The organism is Larkinella sp., assembly GCF_965227735.1.
GTDB lineage: Bacteria > Bacteroidota > Bacteroidia > Cytophagales > Spirosomataceae > Larkinella.
On the sequence record NZ_OZ245776.1, the window covers coordinates 4,509,339 to 4,533,359 of the forward strand.

Below are 24,021 nucleotides of genomic sequence, written 5' to 3' on the forward strand. Positions count from 1 at the left end.
GCAATGGTTAAAAACCCGTGAAGAACGTATACGGATCAATCTGGTTTTCAGGGTAAAGCCGGTTTACACAAAAAGGATCTTATTTTTTTATAATAAACTGATATTCAATGGTTTGAATAATAATTTAACAATTTAATCACGGGTTTGTGCTAATTTTTAGCATTTATTGTAATTTTCTCCCGTTCCCTTTCCCGGAACGTATGAACCGTTGTTTAACTGGCCGTGATTATGAAAAAAAGCAGTACGCAACTTGCCCTTTTCGTTGGATTTTTTCTCTTGGTTACCATAAGTTGTTTTGCGCAAACAAAAATTTCAGGAACAGTAACCGAGAGTAACACCAAAATGCCCCTGATTGGGGTGAGCATCACCGTAAAGGGAACGGTGGCGGGTACAATCACTGATGCCAAAGGGCAATTTGCTTTAACGACCTCAGCTTCGGGGCCGTTGACGGTAGTGGTTTCGTCGGTGGGTTTTCAAACCCGGGAGATCGCCGTTGGCAACCAGTCGGACTTGAAAATCGAACTCAGAGAGCAGGTGATGCTGGGGCAGGAGGTGATCGTATCGGCGTCGCGGGTGGAAGAAAGTGTGATGCAATCGCCGGTTTCGGTCGAAAAAATGGACATTCGGACCATTCAATCAGCACCAGCTGCCACCTTCTACGATGCCCTGCTCAACCTGAAAGGTGTCGACATGAGCACCCAGAGTTTAATGTTCCGGTCGGTAAACGTGCGGGGGTTTAGTGCCAACGGCAACACGCGGGTGGTGCAATTGGTCGACGGTATGGACAACCAGGCACCGGGGCTGAACTTTTCGGTTGGCAATATTGCCGGTATCTCAGAATTGGACGTCGAAAGCGTCGAACTGCTGCCCGGTGCGGCTTCGGCACTCTACGGCCCGAACGCGATCAACGGTTTGCTGCTGATGACGAGCAAGAATCCGTTTCAGTACCAGGGTTTGAGCGCGTATGCCAAAACCGGTATTATGTCGGCCAGCAACCGCAGTACGGCCACCACGCCTTTCTACGACGCGGGTATTCGCTACGCCAAAGCATTCAACAACCGGCTGGCTTTCAAGCTCAGTGCTTCCTACATTAGTGCTACCGACTGGCAGGCCACCGATACCCGTGACCAGAGTTTTGCGAACGGTTTTTCGCTGGGAAATGGCAACCGCCAGAACAACCCGGGGTACGACGGCATCAATATTTACGGTGATGCCAGTGCCAATTTAAATGCTTTTCAAAGCACGGTGGCGCAGCTTTTGCCGCTTCCCGTCGCTCAGATCGCCCTGATTTCGCCGGATCTGGCCCGCATCATCGGGGGCGTCAACCAACTTTCGGCGGCTACCAATATTCCGGCTACGCAGATCGTCAACGATGTGCTGTTGCCCAACGTAACGGTTTCCCGAACGGGCTACAACGAAAGTGACCTGATTAACTACAAAGTCAGCAGCCTGAAACTCAATGGCGCGTTGCATTACCGCATCAATGACAACCTGGAGGCCATTGTGCAAGGCAACTGGGGAACGGGAACGACCGGCTACACGGGGCAGGACCGGTTTTATATCAAAGCATTCAGCATCGGTCAGTACAAAGTCGAATTGAAGGGCTCTAACTTTTTCATTCGGGGCTATACGACCCAGGAACGTTCCGGCGATTCGTTTTCCATCGGACTTTTGGGGCAGGGCATCAACGAAGCCTGGAAACCCAGCCTGGACCAGAGCAATTTAGTAGGATCGTGGTTCCCGCAGTATGCTTTCGCCTACGCTGGTGGCGCTTTGCAGACCTTCAGTACGGCGCTTCAGCAGGCGCTGGCCACCAATCCGGCCACGGCCTACCAGACGGCATTGAGTGCCGTGAATGCGGTTTCCGGCACCTTGCACACCACCGCCCGCACCACCGCCGATCAGGGGCGGTTTTTGCCGGGGACTGATCAGTTCAACCAGGCTTTGACGACAGTGACGGGGCGGCCGCTGCCCGGCTCGCTGCCCAACCTCGGGGCGAAATTTATGGACAAAACGAACCTCTACCACGGGGAGTTTATGTACAATTTCACCAAGCTGATCGATCCGAAAATGGTGGAAATTCTGGTGGGCGGTAACTACCGCCAATACGCCCTGAATTCCAGCGGAACCATTTTTGCGCTCGACGAAAACAATAACGAGTATCGAATCAATGAGTTCGGGGGCTACGCGCAGGCTTCCAAAACCGTGGCCGAAATCCTGAAGCTGACGGGTTCGGTTCGATACGATAAAAACAGCAATTTCAAGGGGCAGTTCAGCCCCCGCTTGTCGGCAGTTTTGACCCTGGCCAAGTCCCACAACATTCGGGCGTCGTTTCAGCGCGGTTTCCGGATTCCGACAACGCAGTCGCAGTACATCGATTTAAACACGCCCACGAGTCACTTGATTGGCGGGTTGAAGCAGTTCAGAGACAAGTATAATTTTGGAACCAATCCGGCCTATACACTGGAGTCGGTTCGGGCCTTCGGTGATGCGCTGCAAAAAGGAACTGCCTTGTCGCAGGCGTCTCAATTGCTGCAACGCTACAAGGATGCCCAGTGGGATCCGGAGCGGGTGGAGACCTACGAGATTGGTTATAAGGCGCTTATCAAAAATAAGTTATTCATCGATGCCTATTATTATTACAACCGCTTCCTGAATTTTGAAGGGATTCAGGCTACCATTCAGGGTACGCAACCAGCCACGGTCGACAACCCGGCCTCTTTGCTGCAGCTTCTGAGCAGTACCACACGAACCACCTACGGTTTTTATGTCAATGCGCCGGTGCAGGTGAAAAATCACGGCTGGGCCGTCAGTGCCGATTATTTGCTGCCCGGTAATTTCGTCGTAGGGGGCAATGTGGCATACAATGCGCTGGCAGATCGTGACAAATTGCCGACCGGTTTTGTGACCTTCTTTAATTCACCCAAATACCGCTACAATCTGTCGGTGAGTAACCGCAACCTTCGCAACAGCGGTTTTGGGTTTAACATTGTTTTCCGGCACCAGGATTCGTTTTTGTGGGAATCGAGTTTTGCCAATCCTGAAGCGACGCTGCTCCGGAAAACCGAGATTCCCGCATTCGGATCGCTCGACGCGCAGGTGAGCAAACGCATTCCGGGGATCAGGTCGGTTTTGAAAGTGGGCGGTACGAATGTGCTGGGAAAATTGTATACCCAGGCTTGGGGCAATCCAGGTGTGGGCGGCATGTACTACGTTTCGCTGACGTTCGACGAGCTGATGAATCGCTAAAAGTTTGGCAGGAAGAAATACCGCCAGGCAGTCACGTCAGGGCTGTCTGCTTTTTCAGGTACCGGCGATGCGAATCAGATCCTCGGCGTTGTTGACGATCGTGGTGTTGGGCGAAGTGCGAATATCCTGACCAACCACCTGATACCCCGTAAACAACAGGTGAGCGTCCGGGAAAGCGTTGGCTAATTTATCGACATACGGCTGCACCTCGTGGTTGCTGGGCGACGACGTAATGGACGCGAAGATACAGTCCGGTTTATGCAATTTGTAGGCAAATTCCAGCTCCTTGAACGGCAGACTCTGGCCCAGATAAATCACTTTGTTGTTCCGCGCCCGGATCACATAATTGGCAAACAACAACCCGATTTCATGTAACTCGCCTTCCGGTAAAAAAAGCAGGTATTTTTTAGCCAATGGGTGTTGTTTGTTCACCTGACCGTCGATGGCAACGATGATTTTCTGGCGAATCAGATTCGACATGAAATGCTCCTGCGCCGGGCCGATGGAACCCGTCACCCAGAGCGTACCGATGCGGCTGAGGAAAGGATAGATGATGTAGATCATCGTGTTTTCGAAGCCAAACTGCAGAATATTGGTACTGATTATTTTTTCAAACCGATCTTCATCCAGATCGATCATCGAAATGGTCAGGGCGTGAATCTGATCCGGGTAATTGAGCTTGCGATCCGAAATCGTCATGACCTCATTGGTCATTTCGCTCAGCGACATTTTGGAAATCTCGGAGATTTTAAAACCGTGGTCTTTCAGGAGCGAAATATTGAGGACCAGTTTCAAATCCAGGTCATCGTAGGTGCGGATGTTGGTGTCTGTCCGCTTGGGCGAAATAATATTATAACGTTGTTCCCAGATCCGAAGCGTGTGGGCTTTGATTCCGGAAAGCTGCTCCAGATCCTTGATTGAGTAATTACTCATGGGAATTGTACAAATTATAGTTGACCTAAGCCATTTGATTTGAAAAACAAGCGACGTATAAGCGTCATTATGTGCAATTCAATCAAATTAAACCCTATAAAACCAGGGACAAGATACCAAAGATTGTTAATATATTAACATCTCAGGAGACTAAAAATTGTAATAATCGGATATTGAATAAACACCGCTCAATTCTGTATAACCACTGGTGACTGGAAATGTTTATGGTTTAGTCAGGAAGAATACCAGATTCATGGCAGCAAAAAACAGAAACTGGAGAATCAGTAATGGCAGTGCGAGACGGTTTTCTTTTCGAAAGGGTAAACCGTACCAGATGCCAAGTATGATCAGCGACACGATCCACCAGCCCAGGTAATTTCGGATCGGGATATCGGCTTCGAACCAGTTCCAGAAATCGAGACGGATGGCAACCGGCTCAATCAGAAGGTCGAGCAACACCATCAGCAAGGCCGCCACAATCGTTTTCAAGTACACCCGGAGCGGCAAGGCATCGCAAATTACCCCGCAGCAATAGGTCAGCATCAGCCAGTTGATGCCAATGACAACCGGAACGTCCCAGAGCTTCCAGCCGAGCGTTTCACCATAGACGTAATTGCCGAACACAAAACCGGTATGCACGCCCAGCACCTCAATCAGAAAACCCCATAAAATGGCCAGAATGCAGTAAAACCGGAAAGACGGTTTCCAGTCGGTATGAAACGCCAGCAACAGCAGCAGGGAGCCCAGCAGGTTATACGGCACGAGGCTGCGGAAGAGCGGAGCCAGCGAAGGCGTTTGCAACCCGATGACACCTGCAGTATAGGCCAGAATGAGGAGCGTCAGCACGGGGCGGTAAAATCGATCGGGCATGACGGAGTTGCTGGGTGAAAGGATCAAAAAACGAAGCAAAAAGGCGTAAAAAAGGCCCTGTCAAAAACAGGGCCATCGGGAGGGAGAAAGACGGGTCTCGAACCCGCGACCTCCAGAACCACAATCTGGCGCTCTAACCAACTGAGCTACATCCTCCGTATTATGACGCAAAAGTAATAAAAAATGATGAATGATGAATGATGAGCGATGAAAATTTATTCGCAAACGCGATCCATCGTTCATCAGCCATCATTCATCATCGTTTCTTAAACCGCTTTCGTATACCGGTCGTCGGCACCTTTCCAGTCGACCAGGTTCCACCAGGCGGCAATGTAGTCGGGGCGTTTGTTCTGGTATTTCAGGTAGTAAGCATGTTCCCACACGTCCAGACCGAGGATGGGCGTACCTTTTACGTCGGCGATGTCCATCAGTGGGTTATCCTGATTCGGCGTTGAGGTCACGGCCAGTTCACCGTCGGCTGTAACGATCAGCCACGCCCAGCCCGAACCGAAACGCGTGGTTGCGGCTTTGGTAAATTCTTCTTTGAACGCATCGAACGAACCAAACTTCTGCGTAATGGCTTCGGCCAGTTTGCCGGTGGGCTCACCACCGCCGTCGGGCGACAGAATGCCCCAGAAAAACGTATGATTCCAATGGCCTCCACCATTATTCCGAACTGCCACCGGATATTTGCTGATGTCGGCGACCAGCTCTTCGATCGACTTGCCTTCCAATTCGGTGCCTTTCACCGCATTGTTGAGGTTGGTCACATACGCATTGTGGTGCTTGCCGTGGTGAATTTCCATCGTCTGTTGGTCGATGTTGGGTTCCAGCGCATTGCTCGGATAAGGCAGGGGAGCTAATTCAAAAGCCATATTATGATTTGTTATAAGGTTAGACATACATAAAAGTTGTCAAACGCGATAACAGCGACTTTTTCATTTATGTTCGTAAGCCTCGAAAAAAGTTACTCAGCAAGTGCATACTTTCGTCGGCCAAAATGCCCGTCGTGAGCCGGGTTTTGGGGTGAAGCAGCGACGGTTTTACGTTCGAGTACCCTCTTTTGGGATCGGGAGCACCAATAACAATTCGTCCAATTTGCGCCCAGAACAACGCGCCCGCACACATTGGACAAGGTTCCAGCGTAACATACAAGATGCAATCGGTCAGGTATTTAGAACCCAGAAATTGTTCGGCCGACGTCAGGGCGAGCAGTTCGGCGTGGGCCGTTACGTCGGTCAGCCGTTCGGTTTGATTGTAGCCTTTGGCAATAACCCGGTTTCGGCATACCACGACAGCACCGACCGGAATTTCGCCCTCCTCAAACGCATATTCCGCCTGTTGAAGGGCCATTCCCATGAAGTACTCGTCGTTGAACATCCGCCGGAACGTTTCTGGTCAGACTACCTTCGTAGCCCGACCAAAAGTTACTGTTTCATAATTTTCCGAACCGTGGTCCGGTTGCCAATCTGGATTTGCAGGAAATAGGTACCGGCAGCCTGCTGGCTCAAATCCAGTTTGGTTTGGCGTTGCCGGGTCGTCAGTTGTTTGGAAATACGACCGGTTTCGTCCGACAACTGAAGTTTCGCGGGGTCTTTTTGCAGGGGCAGGTCGATGTCGATGGTCAGGATGGTTGCGGTCGGAACCGGGAACACTTTGACGGCGGTGATGAGCGGGTCCGGCTCCAGACCCAGCACGGGCAGCACCCGTACAATGGCCGTTCCCGTCGCCGTACCATTCCCACAACCGTTCGATACCGAAACCGCTTTGTAGGTCGTCGATTTAACCGGCGTTACCGTAATCAGATGCGGGTTGGTGCTGGTTGTGATTTGGGTCGTTTTCAGGCTGTCGGAATACGCAAATGTCCAGGGACCGTCGCCCGTCAGGGCAAAGGAAAGCGGGGTGCCTTCGTTGTCATAAATGTCTTTCGAACCCGTCAGCGTAACGGTTGGCAGTGCGCGGATGTTCAGGATGGTTGGACTGCTGCTGCCCGGCACCGGCACCTGCGGGTTGGTCGCCGTAACCCGTATCCGGTATAATCCCTGCGCCAGTGTGGTCGGAATGGGGGCCGTAATCGGGCTTTGCAGGGCACCGGTCAGAATCTCCGTTTTGTTGATAAAAGCCGTATCCGCAACGGGGGCCATCTCGACCCGGAATGTATTCCCGGCGGTGAAAGGCCCGACCGCGGTGAAAGGAACCTGAATTTGCGTACCGACACAAATCGTGGTGACCGACAACGGGCTGGTTGTAACGGTCGGAACAACGGCATTGACCGTAAACGTTCCAACGGGCGTTCCGGCCCCGCAGGAATTGGTGATGTTGGTTACCCGGTAAATGGTGGTCTTGCTCGTTGGCAACAGATTGATTACCTGTTGATTGGTCTCGGATTTGCCGCTGGTGCCGTCCGACAGCGTATAGCTAAACGGCGGAACGCTGGTGAATGAGATCGTCACCGGAACCGTATTGCCCAGGTTCACCGTCGTCGTGCCTTCAATTTTCGCCGTGGGGGGGGCGTTGACAATCAGTTTGATTTCGGACTTCCGGCTTTCGCAGCCATTGGCACCGGTTTGCGTCACAAAATACGAGTCTCCTTCGGGTTTGGTGGAAATGTTGGTGGTCGGTGGAACCGGTACGGTAGTCGTTACCCCGCCGTAGGGATTGGTCCACTTCAGATTCTGACCCGTCGCTTCCAGCGGTTTGGCGGTGGCATTCTGGCAGTAAATAACCGGCGTAACAACCGTTGGTTTGGGGGTGACGTTGACGGTGTAGGTTACCGGTGCTTTCTGACTTTCACAGCCGTTGCTGGTTTGCGTGACGCTGAATGTCATTACCAGTTGTTCTTCGACGTTGGTCGTTGGTTTTGGGGCTCCTCCCAAAACAGTTCCGGTGGCATCAAACCACTTGAGGGCTTCGCCGGTGGCCGCCAAAGATTGTTCCGGCGCATCCTGGCAAACGGTTTTATTTTCTACACCCGGCAGGGCTGGCTGCGGTTTAACAACGACTTTAGCCGGAGTCCGGGGGCTTTCGCACAGATCGACCGTCTGCGTGACGTAAAACGTAAACGTTCCGGGGGTATTGGTCGTTTGGACGGGAGTTGTGCCCGTAGCAGAACCGCCGGTTTGTGCCGTATACCACTTTAAATCCTGGCCGTTAGCGGCTAACGTGACGGATGCCGTGTTCTGGCAAACTTCAGGAAGCGTGGGGACGCCGGGAACGGCGGGAGTCGGGAAAATCTTGACTTTGATCGAACCCCGGTCACTTTCACAACCGTTGGCCCCGTTTTGACTCACATAAAAAGTGAAATCCGCCGGAGATTGTGTACTGGGAGTCGGAGCGGCAGTCAATGAAGACGGTCCCGAAGCCGTACTGTACCATTTTAACGATCCACCGGCTTCAGGCACGGCTGTTAACGGAACCGAAGGTTCGCTTTGGCAATACCGAATGTCCTGCGTAGTTGGAACCGCCGGTTTTGCTTTGACGGTAACGACTACGTTAGCCCGCTCGCTTTCGCACCCCGCCAGAGTCTGGCTAAAGTAGTAGGTAAAAGATCCTTCCGTATTCGTCGATGGCGTAGGGGCATTCATCGAAGCCGTACCGCCCGTGGCACTGGTTCCGTACCAGTTTGCAATGCCGCCCGTGCTGAAAGAAGCCGACAGCGGAACCGACGGTGAACCCTGACAATAGCTGAGACTCGCACCCGCCGTAGGAGCTGCCGGTTGCGGTTTTACCGTTACGGGCAATGCCGCCCGCGGCCCTTCACACCCATTGATGATCTGGCTGACGTAGTACGTGGTTGTTCCGGTTGCACTCGTGGGTGGTGTTGGTCCGGTGTCTGATGCGGTTCCGCCGGTAGCCGCAGTACCATACCATTTTAAGGCACCCACCCCGGCTACGGTTGCCGTCAGGGCCGTTGTCGGCTGATTTTGACACACCGACAGGGGCGTAACACCGGGAGCGGTAGGGGTGGCGTAAACCGTTATGGCAATACTGGCCCGGTTACTTTCGCAGCCACCCACGGTTTGACTGACGTAATACATCGTTGTTCCGGGCGTCGTCGTTGACGGAATCGGTGCCACCGCATTGGCGGTTCCCCCGGTTGCGTTCGTGCCATACCAGTTTATGGTTCCTCCACTGCTGACCACTGCGGATAGCTGTGTGGCCACGATTCCCTGGCAATAGCTAAAGGAGGTTGCAACGGCTGGCGCAGCGGGTTTGGGGGTAACGGTTACGGCAATGGCGGCTCGTGGCCCTTCACAGCCGTTGACGGTTTGACTGACGTAATAATTGGTGGTACCGGCCGTAGTTGTCGTTGGTATGGTGGCAACGCCCGAAGCGGTCCCACCGGTTTGATTGGTTCCGTACCAGTTCAACGTGCCACCAGAGCTGGGTGTCGCAACCAAACCAGCAGCCGTAATGTCCTGGCAATAAGCGGGAGGTGTAGTGGTTCCAGGGGCGGCTGGCACACTTTTGACCGTTACAACCAGCGCAGCTCGTGGTCCTTCACAGCCGCTGACGGTTTGGCTGACGTAATACGTTGTTGTTCCTGTTGCGCTCGTGGGTGGTGTTGGTGCGGTATCAGAAGCGGTCCCGCCGGTTTGGCTGGTGCCATACCAATTTAGCGTTCCTCCATTGGATGGAGTTGCCGTTAATGCGGATGAAGGAGCAGTCTGGCAAAAACTGAGGGCACTGACACCGGGAGCGGCTGGTGCGGCTTTAATGGTAACGGCAATCACCGCACGGTCGCTTTCGCAACCGCCAGCGGTTTTCTGGCTAACGTAATAATTGGTGGTACCGGCGGCTGTGGTTAAAGGCGTTGGAACCGTAGTTGACCCAACTCCTCCTGTTGCATTGGTTCCATACCAACTCAGCGTGTTACTGCCACTTGGGGTAGCGGATAAAGCAGGAACCGGCGTACCGAGACAAACCGAAAGCGGAGTGACGACGGTTGGAGGTGCCGGTTTGGCCGTAACGGTGACCACAATGCCGGTTCGGGGACCTTCGCAGGTTCCGATGGACTGGCTGACGTAATAGGTAACGGTGCCAACGGCATCCGTCGACGGTGTCGGAGCAATGGAAGAAGCGGTTCCGCCGGTTTGACTGGTGCCGTACCAATTCAGCGTGGCACCGCCGGTTGCCGTCGCACTTAGTGGAGACGCGGGAGAACTCTGGCAATAAACCGGTGCGGCTCCGGTGGTCGGAGCGGCTGGAACACCACTAACCGTAACGGTAATATCTCCCCGTGGTCCCTCGCAACCGTTGATTGTTTGGCTCACATAATAGGTGGTCGTTCCAGCGGAAGCCGCAGAAGGCGTGGGTGCCGTTGGTGTAGAACTTCCTCCGGAGGCACTGGTTCCCCACCATCTCAGGGTGGCGCCTGCGCTGGCTGTAGCAGTCAGAGAGGCTGGTGTTGTGCCTACGCAATAGGCAATGTCGGCTGTCCCCGGCGCAGCCGGTATGGCAGTAATAGTTAAGGGGGTGGCACTGACGCTTCCGTTAACCGCCGGGCTGGTCGATACCACCCGAACGCGGTAACCGGTTCCATTGGCACTGGCAGGAATGGTACCGGTCAGGGGGCTTGTGGTGCCGGTTCCGATGTCGGTAAAGGTAGTGCCTGTTGAAGGGGCATACTGAACTTTAAATTGATTCCCGGTAGCGAAAGTCCCCGAGGCAGTGGAGGTCGTAAAAGGAACGGAAATGGTTCCTCCGGCGCATACCGCCGACACCGACACGGCTCCCGTTGTAATCGTCTGGGCTGATGCCCTCCCAAAAATTCCTAAAACCACAACCAGCAGAAGCCAATACAGACGTAATGATTTATTCATACGGAACCAGATTAAGAAGAGGAGAAGTCTTTTAACTTCGTATTATTCAGAATATTTACCCAAAAATACAAATTACATCGACTGATAAATAATCTCGTGAATTTGTCGGCGAATTTTTTGGGTATTGATCAGGGTATTACCTGCGCTGGGGTTGACGCGATTGGATAGAAAAATGAAGACAAGGTCGTAGTCGGGGTCTACCCAGACCACATTTCCGGTAAAGCCCGTATGGCCGAAAGAGCGGGGCGATACCTGCGTGGCATGATACACACTGTTGCCGTCGACTTCGGGTTTATCCCACCCCAGCACGCGGTGGCTGCGGTCGCTTTGCGTTTTGACAAAAAGCGGTACGGTGCCGGGCATCAAATACCGTTTTCCTCCATAATTTCCCCGTTGCAGGTTCATTTGCAGGATTTTGGCAATATCGTTGGCATCGCCGAAGAGACCGGCATGGCCCGATAAACCGCCCTGCAAAGCCGCCAACTGGTCGTGAACCGTGCCTTGCAACAGGGAGTTGCGGAAATACGTATCCTGCTCGGTGGGTGCAATCCGGCAGTTCGGGTGGCACTGGAGCGGATTGAAACAAAGCGTTGAAATGCCCAGGGGTTTGTATAGGTTTAAATCCAAAAACCCATCCAGCGGTTGTTGGGCCACCCGCTCGACCAGCTTTTGCAGGATCACAAAACTCAAATCACTGTAAACATAATTGTACCGGCCGGCTTCATCAACGCGGTTGGTCAGGGGCGTCCGAACAATCCACTGCCAGATCGAATCGCGCAGGGCCGGGGGCGCAAACAGATTCGGACCCACCTGCAACGAATAGAGCGTGTCGCGGGTGGAACGGAAACTCGACATGCCCGGCGCTTTCGACCGTTCGATGGCCCGCGACAAACCCGCCGGTAAACCGGTCTGGTGCAGCAACACGTCGCTGACGGTCATGTTGCGTTTGCTGTTGTTCTGAAATTCGGGCAGATAATACGCTACTTTCTGGTTCAGGTCGATGGCTCCGCGTTCGTTCAGCAGCATCACCGCCTGGAGGGTTGCCAGCACCTTTGTGAGCGAAGCCAGATCATATAACGTTTCGTCGGTTACGCGCTCGGCATTGTTGTAGGCCAGCGTACCGAAGCTTTTATCAAAAACCACCTTGCCTTTCCGCGCCACCAGCACCTGGCAGCCGGGGAAGGCCCGGTCGCGGATGGCTTTCTGAACGACGGTTTCAATGTGCCGCAACTGCCCGGAGCGCATTCCGACGCTTTCGGGCAGGCTGTAGGCCAGCCGTTGGCTGGGTGCGGTCAGCAGTCCGTTGCCGATGCGCCATTCGCCGATGGTGACCGGCATCACGCCTTTGGCCGGAACCGCCCCAAAAATAATCTGGGGAACCACGCGCTGCATTTCTTCGCCGTCTTCATACGCACACAAAACCGCATCGGCTTCTGTTCCGATAAACGGGCGAAGGGCATAGGCTGGCCCGAAGGCGCAAACCACCACCCGAACGCCTTTTTGTTTCAACCGGCTAATCAGATTCAGGGACGCGTTGGTGACGCCGTAGCTCCACTTGGCCGACGGACTCATCCGGTGGAAACTGACTACCACCAGATTGGCATCGCCCACCTGCGTCAGCATTTCTTCAACGTTGTGGTCACCCGACGGTTTTTCGCCGTAGGTAATCTGCTTGAAAGGGGCATACCGTCCCAACATTTTCTGGAACGCGTTGCCATAGTCCGTGCCGATCGAGATCGACGCCATCCGCAGCGTATCGAGCGAATGAACCGGCAGGACGTTGTTCGTATTTTTGACCAGTGTAACGGCTTGTTCGCAAAGTTCCTGTTTGAGCAACTGCGCTTCCGACGAATTCAGGTCGCGGCTGAGGTTTTCGAGTTGGATGGGCTGGTATTTGTTCAAACCCGTCCAGTATTTGGCGCGTAGAATTTTCTTGACCTTTTCGTCAATCAATTCCTGCGAAATCCGCCCTTTTTCAACCGCTTCCGCGATTTTGTGAACGGCATCGGGAACATTCTCCGGGTAAAGTAACACGTCATTCCCCGCCATCAACGCCCGCAGGTTGATTTCTTCGGCAGGGAGTTTGCCGATACCGCCCATGTTGAGGGCATCCGTGAAGACCAGACCCCGGAAGCCTAACTCTTTCTTCAGGAGGTCGGTAACAATTTTTTCGGATAAAGTAGCCGCCAGCCGGGGGGTGTTATCGACCACCGGAACGTGCAGGTGGCCCGTCACAACGCCCATCAGACTATCCGCAATCAGTTTGCGGAACGGATACAGATCAATGTCATTTAATTGCGTAACGGAGCGGTTAATGGTCGGAAGCGTGAGGTGAGAGTCGCTGCTGGCGTCGCCGTGGCCGGGAAAATGCTTGGCGGTAGCAATCACGTGGGTATGTTGCAGCCCTTTCATGTATGCCGACGCTTTCAGGGCGACGTTTTCCCGCGATTCGCCAAACGAGCGGTTGCCGATGACCGGATTCGATGGGTTGCTGTTGATGTCGGAAACGGGAGCAAAGTTGATGTGAATGCCCAGCCGCTTGCACTGGCGACCAATTTCGGCGCCCATACGGTAGATCACCGATGTATCATAAATCGCCCCCAGCGTCATTTGTTTGGGGAAATCCATCGTGCTGTCGAGCCGCATGCCGAGACCCCATTCGCCGTCGATGCCGATGAGAAGCGGGATGTTGGCGGCTGACTGATAGCGATTGGTTAAAACCGCCTGGCGGTACGGACCACCCTGAAAGAAAATCAGCCCGCCAATGTTATAGTGACGGACCAGCGTTTCGATGTATTGATAATGGGCTTCGTCCCGGTTCGAGAACGTCGCTACCATGAAGAATTGCCCGATTTTCTGCTCCTGGGTCATGCTCCGGAACACACTGTCGACCCACCGCGTCTGCTGCGGGGCAGAACCCCACACCTCCACCGGATGCGCATGGACTTTATGATGCCAGACTTCGGCTTTCGCGACGCGTGCCGGGGCTTTCTTCGAAAAAGAAGCCAGCAGATCCGTGGATGAGAAGGCATACCGCCAGCCTGATCCGTGCCACACAGGCCGGGTCGATCCGGAACGGTCCCATCCAAAAGCTGTCAAAAAACCGGCCAACAACAAAGCCAACACTACCCGAGAGACAACTTTAGTACGCATTTTGGTTAAGAAATACAGTTACGTCAGGTTGTACAGTTTATTCCATTCAAACGATAAAGTTAAGTAATTAACGAAAAGATGCCTAATAAAAACGCGTAACCCCCCGCCTATTTGTTCAAAAAACGACGGTTTTTAGGAAAATATTTTTGCCGGAAATGGTGCGATTCCCGGTCGGGAGGAGCGATTTTGTCCGTTAACGACTCCAGTTTAACCGGCAATTCCTGTGCCACAAAAAAAAGCGGTGCCACGACCCGAAGTCGTGGCACCGCTAACCCTTGAGGAAGGTATTCTATGCTGGCCTAAAGAAATTTATTCCGTATTGCAACCCACGTTTGTAGAACGGAAGGGGCAGCCACCTTGACGCAATTCGTAAAGGTACGCTTATCGGTAACCGTTGTCGTTTTGCAGACAACCGGTTTGTACTGCTTCGCCTTGCGGTGAGCAGAGAACAGGTTGTGCGGATGACCCATGGCTGAAACATTCAGGCTGGCACCAATCAACAGGAAAAAAATTACCAAAGTTTTCATACTCTTCACGGGCTTGCCCCTTGTTAAGTTCTTTACAAAGATATGGGTTTTCTATTGTACCTTGCAATACATAGTACCTTGTTTTTCTAAAATAATTTGTAAACGGTACTATTTCTTGATGAACGGTATTGACTTGCCAAACCTGGTGCAACCAATTTACTTTGAGACGTGCGTTCCCCTAAAAGGTAACCAAAGATAGACAGTCTTTTTCCCATCTTTCCAGTAAAAATAGGTGAACTGCTCAAAACAACCGATCAACCACCTGAAAGAAAGGACGAAATTTCGTCGGCGTCCGACAAATCACCTGATCCGTGGAGTGAAATCAGGGAATGACAATCCGCTTCACCGCTCCATCATCGTTTTGGGTGACGTTGACAAAGAAAACGCCTTTGGCTTTTTTGTCCACATCGATCTGTCCGGAGTAGCTTCCCGAAAAGTCTTTCACATCCTTCTTCGCCACTTCTTTACCATCGGCCGTTGTCACCCGGATGCGGATGTCTCCCTTCGACGGGGCCGTGAAACGAACGTTCAACTGGTTGGTTTCCGGATTGTTGGGGAACACCTGCAAATTGCGGATGGTCGGTGCTTTCACATCGTCGTCGAGCGACCAGCTCCAACTGCGGAACGAGTCTTCCATGCGTTCTGCGAAATTTTCCGGCCACCGGAATTCAAACCGTTTCAGCCGGTCGACCAGCGAGTCGGAATCGAAGCGGTACCGGTTTTGTAGTTTTCCATCTTTGTAATACCGGAATTCGCTCGGTCCGTGGGACGAATTTGGGCCGGTGACGCGATTGGGCCGCCGGGCCGTGAGGTCGCGTTCGCGCTGTGCACGGTTCGTAATCCGGTCGGAGTTGCGGTTTTGACGATGCTGTGAATCGCTGTTGTCGTCAATCACAATCGTGATCTGTCCTTTGTTGTTGCCCCGTTTGGTGCGGATCGAGTCGACCAGCCGGTTGACCAGCGCATCCCGCTCATCGTCTTTCAGGCCGTCCAGGCGGTAGGTGCGCTCCAGTTCGCGGACTTCTCCGGCGTTGGTGCGCTCAATAATTTTTACGTTGACGCTGTTTTTATCAGCATCCGTTTTCGTGTCGGATTGGGCCAGCACCGAGGCCGAATAACCGCAAACCAGCAAAGCAGCCAGGATGAAGCGGTAGCGGATAACAGATGGAATATACATGGTACGTTATTCGTTTTTACGGTCAGAAAACACGGCAAACCTAGGTCAAATCGAATTGTTTCGCTGTTAAAGTTTGTTAAATCAACAGGGCCGGTTTCGCCGGTGGCCCACTGGTTTCGTAATTTTAGGTGGGTTAACCAGTTAATAGATGCGAGGGAAACCGAAAATGTTGCACAGGAGGAATAAAAAATGACAAAACAACGCATACGCTGGATTGCCGTGTTGATGACCGTGGGTTTGCTGGGCCTGATTTCGCTGCAACTCTACTGGATCGACAATGCGCTGTCGTTGCAAAAAGAACAGTTTGATTATAAAGTGACCGACGGATTGCAGGAAGTGGTGAGGACTTTGGAGCGGAAGGAGATTCTGTATCTGGCCCGCCAGCGCATGAACCAGCAGCAGCAGCAACGGCAGCTCATCGCCATCTCCCGGCCCACGGTTGCGGCACAATCCTTGAGCAACCGCGACCAACTGGCCAAAGCTGCCAGCCGGTTTTCAAAAAGAAACCGCACGGAATCGTATGCGGCCAACCAGCCAAACGAAACCAAACCGGTGGTGTCTGAACCGGAAAGCACGAATGGCACGGTTCCGGTGAAAGTCTGGCAGCAAACGCAGGTTTCGCCATCGGACGCTTTTCAATCGGATGTTCAGAAATTATCGGAAGTTCAGCAGCGGCATTTTGAAGACCTGGTTCGGCAACAGGATGCCCTGGGCCCCGACGAACTCTGGGATTTGCAACTGCAACAGCAACGGCATTTCAATACGCTGGTCGATCAGGTATTTGAACGCCAGTTGCGGTTGATGTATGCCCAGCCCGACAGCGTGTTGGTGGTGCAAAAACCGCTGAAAAAAGAACAGATTTTCCGCAAACTGCGCCCCAAACGGAAAGTGCCGGTGCCACCGGCTCCGGTCGTGGCGGCTTCCGGTTCCACCGTGGGCTTGCAGAAAGTGGAACAGCAATCGGAGATGGTCAAAGGCGTGGTGCGGGATCTGCTCTTTGCCAATCGCCCCATCGAGAGCCGCATCAACCGGACCTTGCTGGATTCTCTGTTGAAAGAGTCCATTGCCGAGCGGGGCATCACCATTCCGTTTGAATATGGCGTGCGGACGAACGTGGGCATGGGACTGGCCAAACCGCAACTGCTGTTTGCGTCGCATTCGGACAACCAGATGCAGGGGAAAAAGAAGATCTACAAAGCCGTGTTGTTCCCCAACAATTTTCTGGAAAAGGGCAATTATGTCTATGTGTATTTTCCCGACCAGCAGCAGTTTATTCTGCGAAAAATGAGTGCGATTCTGGCGGGTTCGGCGTTATTGGTGCTGGTCATTATGGCTTGTTTTTACATCGCCATCAACACCATCATGCGACAGAAAAAACTCGCCGACATCAAGAATGACTTTATCAATAACATGACCCATGAGTTCAAAACGCCAATTTCGACCATCTCACTGGCAGTGGAAATGGCGCAGGAGCAACTCAGCCAGGGGATTGAGACGTCGGAAGAACCAGCCACGCGCCTGACCCGCTACATGGGCATCATCCGCGATGAAACCCGTCGGTTGGGAACGCACGTCGAGAAAGTGCTGCAAATGGCGCTCCTCGACCGGGCTACGGCCGGGAAAGGAGCCGTAAAACTGAAACTCTCGTCGGTCAATATTCACGACACCATCGGCAACGTTTTGAATACCATTGGGTTACAGATTGAACAAAAAGAAGGCGAAGTTCACCTGGATTTTGAAGCTGCCGAGGAGATCGTGGAAGCCGATGAACTCCACCTGAGCAACATTCTGTATAACCTGCTCGACAATGCCATTAAATATTCGCCCGAAAAACCGGATATTACCATTCGAACCCGAAATGTGGAAAATGGCGTGAGCATCACCGTCGCCGATCACGGCATTGGCATGACGAAAGACCAGGTCAGCCGGATTTTTGAGAAGTTTTACCGCGTTCCGACGGGGAACCTGCACGATGTCAAAGGCTTCGGGCTGGGGCTGAGTTACGTCAAGAAAATGGTTGAAGAACACCACGGTTCCATTCGGGTCGACAGCCAGTTGGGAAAAGGAAGTTCTTTTGAGTTAGTTTTGCCATACCAACACACTTAAATGCTCTGATCACCTCTGATTTTCTCTGATCCACTCTGTGTAATAGCTTTAAATTGTTACACAGAGTGGATCAGAGGAAATCAGAGGTGATCAGAGGAAAATACAAGATGCCTAAGCTCTTACTGGTTGAAGATGACCCGAATCTGGGAATGTTGCTGCAGGAATACCTGAGCTCGAAAGGATACGATACCGACCTGGCTACGGACGGTAATCAGGGCTGGCAGCGGTTTGTAGACAACGCCTACGATCTGTGTCTCTTTGATGTGATGCTCCCGAAAAAAGACGGTTTTTCACTGGCGAAGGAAGTCCGGATGTCGGGTCGGGATGTGCCGATTATTTTCCTGACCGCCAAGTCGATGAAGGAGGACACCATTCAGGGATTCCGGATCGGGGCCGACGACTACATGACCAAGCCGTTCAGCATGGAGGAGTTGCTGCTGCGGATTCAGGCCATTCTCCGGCGGTATCACAAAACCGACGAGATGCAGCAACCGGCCACTTACCAGATTGGCTCTTTTTCGTTCGATTTTGCCCACCAGCTTCTCACCCGCAACGGAACCGACGTGAAACTGACCAGCAAAGAATCCGCCCTGCTCAAGTTGTTCGCCCAGAATAAAAACCAGCCGCTCAGCCGGAGTTTTGCCCTCAAGCTCATCTGGGGTGACGATTCGTATTTCAACGCCCGCAGCATGGACGTTTACATCACCAAGCTCCGCAAATACCTGAAAGACGATGAGTCCGTACAGATTGTGAACCTGCACGGCGAAGGATTTAAACTCATGGCGTAACGTTGCCGTGTGTATCTTTGCACCCGGAAACCAATTGCGTTATGCTACGAAGACCCCGCAGAAATAGAAAATCGCCCGTTATTCGGGAACTGGTGCAGGAAAACTTCCTTTCGCTGTCCGACCTGATTTATCCCATGTTCGTGATGGAAGGCCAGGGCGTCCGCTCCGAAATCACGTCGATGCCGGGAGTTGCCCGGTTTTCGCTCGACCTGCTGCTCGAGGAAATGCAGGAATGCGTCGACCTGGGTTTGCGAACGTTTGCCCTGTTTCCCAATTTGCCCGAAAGCAAAAAAGATAAGTACGCGACGGAAAGCCACAATCCCGCAGGCTTGTATCTGCAAGCCGTAAAAGCCATCAAGACCCGGTTTCCCGAGATTGCCCTGATGACCGATGTGGCGATGGACCCGTATAGTTCCGACGGTCACGACGGGATTGTGGAGGAAAGCGCGAACGGTTTTGAAGTGGTCAACGACGAAACGCTGGTGGTGCTGGCGAAGATGGCGGTGGCGCAGGCCCGCGCCGGTGCCGACATCATCGGGCCGTCGGATATGATGGACGGACGCATCGGCTACATCCGCGAAGCGCTTGACAAAGAGGGATTTACCAACGTGTCGATTATGGCTTACACCGCCAAATATGCCGGTGCTTTCTACGGCCCGTTCCGCGATGCGCTCGATTCCGCCCCGCGTTTTGGCGACAAGAAGACCTACCAGATGAACCCCGCCAACAGCCGCGAAGCCCTCATCGAAGCCGAACTGGATTACGCCGAAGGAGCTGATTTCCTGATGGTAAAACCGGCTATGGTGTATCTGGATATCATCAAATTATTAAGCGATAACTTTGACCTGCCGATTGCGGCCTACAACGTCAGCGGGGAATACGCGATGGTGAAAGCTGCGGCTGCCAACGGCTGGCTCGACGGTGAACGCGCCATGCTCGAAATTCTGACGGCCATGAAACGGGCGGGAGCCAAAATTATTCTCACCTATTTCGCGAAAGAAGTCGCCCAACTCCGGAAAAAAGCATGAGCACGATTTTAATACGGAATGCCCGGCTGGTAAACGAAGGCGCCATTCGCGAAACCGATGTCTATTGCAAAGACGGTTTTATCGAGCAAATTGGTTCGGGGCTGAGCCAGCAAGCGGATACCGTCATCGATGCGGATGGCAATTACCTCTTGCCCGGTGTCATCGACGATCAGGTGCATTTTCGCGAACCCGGTTTGACCCACAAAGCCACCATCCATTCCGAAGCGCGGGCTGCGGTGGCCGGGGGCGTTACCAGTTTCATGGAAATGCCCAATACGGTCCCGAATGTGTTGACGCAGGAGTTGCTGACGCAGAAATACGAGATTGCCGCGCGGACGTCTCTCGCCAATTATTCGTTTTTTATGGGCGGTTCGAACGATAACCTGGCGGAAGTGCTGAAAACCGACCCTAAAACCGTCTGTGGGATCAAGATTTTCATGGGTTCCTCGACGGGCAACATGTTGGTCGATAACGTGACGGTCCTGGAAGAGGTGTTCCGGCAAAGCCCGATGCTGATTGCGACGCACTGCGAAGACGAAGCCACCATCCGGGCCAATACCGCCCGGTACAAAGAGCAGTATAGCGATGCTGCCACGGCTGAAATTCATCCGCTGGTGCGGAATGAGGAAGCCTGCCTGAAATCGTCGTCGCTGGCGGTGGAACTGGCCAAAAAACACAACACCCGGCTGCATATCCTGCACATTTCGACCGCCGACGAACTGGCCCTGTTTGACAACACGGTTCCACTGAAAGAAAAGCGGATTACGGCCGAAGTCTGCGTTCACCACCTGTGGTTCGATGCCGGCGATTACGCGCGGCTGGGCAACCTCATCAAGTGCAACCCGGCCATCAAAGCTCCCCATCACAAACCGCAACTCTGGCAGGCGTTGCTCGACAACCGGCTGGACATCATTGCCACCGATCACGCACCCCACACCTGGGACGAAAAGCAGCAGCCCTATTGGCAGGCACCCTCCGGTTTGCCGCTGGTGCAGCACCCTTTGCTGATCATGCTGGAAGCCGTTCAGCAGGGAAAACTATCGATTGAAAAAGTGGTGGAGAAAATGTGCCACGCGCCCGCCGATTGTTTTCAGATCGACCGGCGCGGCTATATTCGGGAAGGCTACTGGGCCGATCTGGTGCTGGTGGACCCGAAACAGAAAACCGCAGTGTCTAAAGAAAACATTCAGTACCAGTGTGGTTGGTCGCCCCTGGAGGGAACGGTTTTTGGCACGGCCGTCACCCATACGATCGTTTCGGGGCATCTGGCTTATAACCATGGTTTGTTTAACGATACGGTAACTGGAAAACGGTTACATTTTGTCCGATAATGAAAAAGGCCGACTTTTCAGCCGGCCTTTTTTTACCATGTATTTCGCCTGTTCACGCTAACCTTCGTCGGTAAAAACATCGGTTGAGAATAGACAAGTATAGACTACTAAATTTCTCATAACACCACGATTTTAACTGTTTTACCTCCTCGGGAATGAGGAGACCGATCGCCTTTTTTAATTCCTTCTCAAACAATTTCTTGTCAAAGCTTACTTTCTGAAGGATAGTCTTGATGTACTCCAGCATTGTTGCCATACCACATACTACGATTTTTTGGTTAGAGTTTTGAGGAGCTACTCCACATTCAAAAGATGTTCAACTGATCGGAAATGATCCGTCGGCATCTCTAAAATTGTAACGCATTCTACGTATTTTTGTTGCTCAAATTTAGAGATGAAATTTTTAAAATTCCAATTTTTAGTTGCATTATTTTTTTACGGCCTCCTGAGCATGAAAGCGTTAGCCCAGGAGCCGTCGATTTCCATTGATTTGGGTGAAACGGACATTTCGATCGAACGGCCCTTTACCATTTCAGTTGTCATCAAAAACAGTGATTCCCGGCCTGCCGTTAACTTTCCTTCCATAAAAGGCTTCATTAAAAAAGGAACGGTTACCAGCGTTTCACCCGCCGAAATGAACGGGAAAACCGTTGTTTCACAAGTGATTACCCAATCATATGCCGCTATACGTCCCGGCCAGTTCCGTCTGCCTCCATTTGAACTGACCGTGGGCGAAACGACGATCCAATCCGAAGAGGTCATCATTACCGTTAAACCGCAACCTGCTCCCGGCGATACGGTCAGGGCCATTGCTGCTCCCCCGGAAACTATCGCTAAAAATGACGTTTTTCTGTCGTTAAGTACCTCAAAAAGCTCGGTTTATACCGGCGAGGGATTTTCGCTAAAATTGTCTTTTTTTGTGGCCGAATCCTATCCGTTTGAATTAACGTTTTATGAACTTGATCAGCAGTTACAACAACTTCTGAAAATAGTGCGCCCGGCCAATTGCTGGGAAGAAAACGAAGGAATTACCGACCTGTCGCGGCATACGGTTTTCTTCAACGGCAAACGTTACGCCGAATATCGCATCTATCAGGCTACCTTTTTTCCGCTGAACAAGCAATCCATTCAGATTCCATCGGTTCAGTTGAACCTGTTGCAATACCGCCCGGCGGCTAAACCGGGGGGCGAGCGCAGGAAAGAAGTCGTCGCCTATACGACTCGCCCCCTTTCGGTGAATGTTATGCCCTTGCCGCCCCACCCGCTTCGCGATCAGGTGGCTGTCGGACAATACCGGTTGATTGAAACGAGCCTGCGGAAAAACCCCGCCGTTGGGCAGAGTGTCCAGTATAATTTTCGGATCACGGGCGAAGGCAACATCGCGTCGTTGCCCGCTCCGGTGGTACCCGACTCCACAACGTTCGATATTTTTTCTCCCGGTGAAAAGACCATCATCAACCGGGGCGGTGGTATCGTTTCGGGCTACAAAACCTTTTCCTATGCTCTTATCCCCCGCCAGAACGGCAATTTTCCGCTGGCGTCGTTTTTTCAATGGATTTACTTTGACCTGAAACAACAGCGGTATGACACCCTGCAATCGGCCATTACGTTACGGGTTGGCGGAACGGCCTTGCCCGAAGGCGATACCGTCCGGGTGAGTTTACCGGGGTCGATTTATACCGGTATCGAGCAAACAGACAGCTCGCAACAGCCGGTTAATCTCCAGGAAATGCTCCGATTGCTGGTAAATATCCTGCTGGTCGGCATGATTGTGGGAATGATGTATTTATTTTGGAGAAAATAAACGAGTCGTTTAAGGTTTGAGGTTTAAAGTTTAACGGTAATCACGGTGTTGACAGCGTTAAACCTTAAACCTTAAACTTTAAACCTTAAACGTGAAGAATGAGCAGTACATACGGAACGCTTTTTAAAATAGCCACCTTTGGCGAATCGCACGGCGCAGCGATCGGGGTCATCATCGACGGTTGCCCGGCCGGGTTGGAGGTCGATACGGCTTTCATTCAGTCGGAGTTGGATCGCCGGAAACCGGGCCAGTCGCGCATTACGACGCAACGGCGCGAGAAGGACGAATTTCAGGTGCTTTCCGGCATCTTTGAAGGGAAAACCGAAGGAACGCCCATCAGCCTGGTGATCTGGAACGAAGACCAGCGCAGCAAAGATTATTCGCACATCTCCCAGCAATTCCGCCCTTCCCATGCCGATTATACTTACCAGGAAAAGTACGGTGTTCGTGATTATCGGGGCGGTGGACGCAGTTCTGCCCGCGAAACAGCCGCGCGCGTGGCTGCCGGAGCCCTGGCCAAATTGCTGTTGAAACAACAGGGCGTCAGCATTCAGGCGTATGTATCGCAGGTCGGAAAGCTGAAGCTCGAAACCCCGTATCAACAACTCGATCTGGCGAAGGCCGAAGAGAACGCCGTTCGGTGTCCTGATCCGGAACTGGCGCAGCAAATGTTCGACTACATCGACGAAACCCGCAAACAGGGCGATTCCATCGGAGGCATCGTATCGTGCGTCATCACCGGCGCTCCGGCGGGCTGGGGAGAGCCGGTTTTCGATAAACTGCACGCTGAACTGGGCAAGGCCATGTTGAGCATCAATGCTGTAAAAGGTTTTGAATACGGTAGCGGTTTTGCCGGCGTCGAATTGCATGGCTCGGAACACAACGATGAATTCTACATCGAACCGGGCGACGAAACCGGGCGCGTTCGGACCAAAACGAACCATTCCGGCGGGATTCAGGGCGGTATTTCCAACGGCGAGGATATTTATTTTCGGGTTGCTTTCAAACCCGTAGCCACCATCATGCAAGACCAGGACAGCGTCGACGTCAACGGCGATCCGGTGGTGGTTTCGGGCAAAGGACGGCACGACCCCTGCGTGGTTCCGCGCGCCGTTCCGATTGTAGAAGCCATGGCCGCGCTGGTGCTGGCCGATTTTTACTTGCGGAATAAAGGCGCGAAAGTGTGAAGTTGAAATTTGCCCCCAACCCCCTAAAGGGGGCTAAAATTTCGTC

Annotated in this window: 15 protein-coding genes and 1 tRNA gene; 7 read left to right on the forward strand and 9 right to left on the reverse strand. The window is 52.7% G+C overall.

Annotation, left to right across the window (positions count from 1 at the left end; all coding sequences use genetic code 11):
• Nucleotides 1-228: 228 nt before the first annotated feature.
• Nucleotides 229-3,249: a TonB-dependent receptor gene (locus ACO064_RS17675; protein WP_421828570.1), complete on the forward strand. Its 3,021-nt coding sequence runs from the start codon at nucleotides 229-231 to the stop codon at nucleotides 3,247-3,249.
• A gap of 54 nt (nucleotides 3,250-3,303) precedes the next feature.
• Here the strand turns inward: ACO064_RS17675 and ACO064_RS17680 are convergent, their stop codons facing one another.
• From ACO064_RS17680 to ACO064_RS17715, 8 genes are all read right to left on the reverse strand, one after another.
• The gene (locus ACO064_RS17680) at nucleotides 3,304-4,182 is read right to left on the reverse strand and encodes a MerR family transcriptional regulator (protein ID WP_421828571.1); all 879 of its coding nucleotides are present in this window, start codon (nucleotides 4,180-4,182) and stop codon (nucleotides 3,304-3,306) included.
• A gap of 222 nt (nucleotides 4,183-4,404) precedes the next feature.
• Entirely contained in the window at nucleotides 4,405-5,052 is a 648-nt protein-coding gene (locus ACO064_RS17685; RefSeq protein ID WP_421828572.1) for a carotenoid biosynthesis protein, read from the reverse strand.
• Between the two features lie 81 nt (nucleotides 5,053-5,133).
• Nucleotides 5,134-5,209: transfer RNA gene (locus ACO064_RS17690), tRNA-His, on the reverse strand.
• A 109-nt stretch (nucleotides 5,210-5,318) separates the two neighbouring features.
• Nucleotides 5,319-5,927 (reverse strand): superoxide dismutase, encoded by a 609-nt coding sequence (locus tag ACO064_RS17695; RefSeq protein WP_114404350.1) that lies wholly within the window; start codon nucleotides 5,925-5,927, stop codon nucleotides 5,319-5,321.
• Between the two features lie 67 nt (nucleotides 5,928-5,994).
• Complete coding sequence (locus ACO064_RS17700) at nucleotides 5,995-6,432, reverse strand: nucleoside deaminase (protein ID WP_150878510.1); 438 nt, start codon at nucleotides 6,430-6,432, stop codon at nucleotides 5,995-5,997.
• Nucleotides 6,433-6,479: 47 nt separating this feature from the next.
• Complete coding sequence (locus tag ACO064_RS17705; RefSeq protein WP_421828573.1) at nucleotides 6,480-10,874, reverse strand: T9SS type A sorting domain-containing protein; 4,395 nt, start codon at nucleotides 10,872-10,874, stop codon at nucleotides 6,480-6,482.
• A 72-nt stretch (nucleotides 10,875-10,946) separates the two neighbouring features.
• Complete coding sequence (locus ACO064_RS17710; protein WP_421828574.1) at nucleotides 10,947-14,027, reverse strand: glycoside hydrolase family 3 N-terminal domain-containing protein; 3,081 nt, start codon at nucleotides 14,025-14,027, stop codon at nucleotides 10,947-10,949.
• Nucleotides 14,028-14,876: 849 nt separating this feature from the next.
• Nucleotides 14,877-15,731 carry a T9SS type A sorting domain-containing protein gene (locus tag ACO064_RS17715; protein ID WP_421828575.1) on the reverse strand — a complete coding sequence of 285 codons (855 nt, stop codon included), beginning with the start codon at nucleotides 15,729-15,731 and terminating at the stop codon, nucleotides 14,877-14,879.
• Nucleotides 15,732-15,920: 189 nt separating this feature from the next.
• Between ACO064_RS17715 and ACO064_RS17720 the strand changes: the two genes are divergently transcribed.
• The 4 genes from ACO064_RS17720 (at nucleotide 15,921) to ACO064_RS17735 (ending at nucleotide 20,984) form a co-directional block, all read left to right on the forward strand.
• Entirely contained in the window at nucleotides 15,921-17,837 is a 1,917-nt protein-coding gene (locus ACO064_RS17720) for a sensor histidine kinase (RefSeq protein WP_421828576.1), read from the forward strand.
• Between the two features lie 107 nt (nucleotides 17,838-17,944).
• The gene (locus tag ACO064_RS17725) at nucleotides 17,945-18,625 is read left to right on the forward strand and encodes a response regulator transcription factor (protein WP_421828577.1); all 681 of its coding nucleotides are present in this window, start codon (nucleotides 17,945-17,947) and stop codon (nucleotides 18,623-18,625) included.
• Between the two features lie 41 nt (nucleotides 18,626-18,666).
• The gene (hemB, locus tag ACO064_RS17730; RefSeq protein WP_114404341.1) at nucleotides 18,667-19,653 is read left to right on the forward strand and encodes a porphobilinogen synthase; all 987 of its coding nucleotides are present in this window, start codon (nucleotides 18,667-18,669) and stop codon (nucleotides 19,651-19,653) included.
• Nucleotides 19,650-20,984, forward strand: coding sequence for a dihydroorotase (locus ACO064_RS17735; RefSeq protein ID WP_421828578.1), 1,335 nt, complete (start codon nucleotides 19,650-19,652; stop codon nucleotides 20,982-20,984). Before hemB ends, ACO064_RS17735 begins: the two co-directional genes overlap by 4 nt.
• Nucleotides 20,985-21,036: 52 nt before the next feature.
• Here the strand turns inward: ACO064_RS17735 and ACO064_RS17740 are convergent, their stop codons facing one another.
• Entirely contained in the window at nucleotides 21,037-21,240 is a 204-nt protein-coding gene (locus tag ACO064_RS17740; RefSeq protein WP_421828579.1) for a hypothetical protein, read from the reverse strand.
• A 195-nt stretch (nucleotides 21,241-21,435) separates the two neighbouring features.
• On the opposite strand from ACO064_RS17740, the gene ACO064_RS17745 reads away from it, so the two are divergent.
• Entirely contained in the window at nucleotides 21,436-22,788 is a 1,353-nt protein-coding gene (locus ACO064_RS17745) for a BatD family protein (protein ID WP_421828580.1), read from the forward strand.
• A gap of 98 nt (nucleotides 22,789-22,886) precedes the next feature.
• Nucleotides 22,887-23,975 carry a chorismate synthase gene (aroC, locus tag ACO064_RS17750; RefSeq protein WP_421828581.1) on the forward strand — a complete coding sequence of 363 codons (1,089 nt, stop codon included), beginning with the start codon at nucleotides 22,887-22,889 and terminating at the stop codon, nucleotides 23,973-23,975.
• The last annotated feature ends 46 nt before the right edge of the window (nucleotides 23,976-24,021 follow it).

Excerpts from the sequence above, each read along its gene's own strand:
- ACO064_RS17675 (WP_421828570.1), top strand. The coding sequence starts at position 229 with ATGAAAAAAAGCAGTACGCAACTTGCCCTTTTCGTTGGATTTTTTCTC.
- ACO064_RS17680 (WP_421828571.1), bottom strand. The coding sequence starts at position 4,182 with ATGAGTAATTACTCAATCAAGGATCTGGAGCAGCTTTCCGGAATCAAA.
- ACO064_RS17685 (WP_421828572.1), bottom strand. The coding sequence starts at position 5,052 with ATGCCCGATCGATTTTACCGCCCCGTGCTGACGCTCCTCATTCTGGCC.
- ACO064_RS17695 (WP_114404350.1), bottom strand. The coding sequence starts at position 5,927 with ATGGCTTTTGAATTAGCTCCCCTGCCTTATCCGAGCAATGCGCTGGAA.
- ACO064_RS17700 (WP_150878510.1), bottom strand. The coding sequence starts at position 6,432 with ATGTTCAACGACGAGTACTTCATGGGAATGGCCCTTCAACAGGCGGAA.
- ACO064_RS17705 (WP_421828573.1), bottom strand. The coding sequence starts at position 10,874 with ATGAATAAATCATTACGTCTGTATTGGCTTCTGCTGGTTGTGGTTTTA.
- ACO064_RS17710 (WP_421828574.1), bottom strand. The coding sequence starts at position 14,027 with ATGCGTACTAAAGTTGTCTCTCGGGTAGTGTTGGCTTTGTTGTTGGCC.
- ACO064_RS17715 (WP_421828575.1), bottom strand. The coding sequence starts at position 15,731 with ATGTATATTCCATCTGTTATCCGCTACCGCTTCATCCTGGCTGCTTTG.
- ACO064_RS17720 (WP_421828576.1), top strand. The coding sequence starts at position 15,921 with ATGACAAAACAACGCATACGCTGGATTGCCGTGTTGATGACCGTGGGT.
- ACO064_RS17725 (WP_421828577.1), top strand. The coding sequence starts at position 17,945 with ATGCCTAAGCTCTTACTGGTTGAAGATGACCCGAATCTGGGAATGTTG.
- hemB (WP_114404341.1), top strand. The coding sequence starts at position 18,667 with ATGCTACGAAGACCCCGCAGAAATAGAAAATCGCCCGTTATTCGGGAA.
- ACO064_RS17735 (WP_421828578.1), top strand. The coding sequence starts at position 19,650 with ATGAGCACGATTTTAATACGGAATGCCCGGCTGGTAAACGAAGGCGCC.
- ACO064_RS17740 (WP_421828579.1), bottom strand. The coding sequence starts at position 21,240 with ATGGCAACAATGCTGGAGTACATCAAGACTATCCTTCAGAAAGTAAGC.
- ACO064_RS17745 (WP_421828580.1), top strand. The coding sequence starts at position 21,436 with ATGAAAGCGTTAGCCCAGGAGCCGTCGATTTCCATTGATTTGGGTGAA.
- aroC (WP_421828581.1), top strand. The coding sequence starts at position 22,887 with ATGAGCAGTACATACGGAACGCTTTTTAAAATAGCCACCTTTGGCGAA.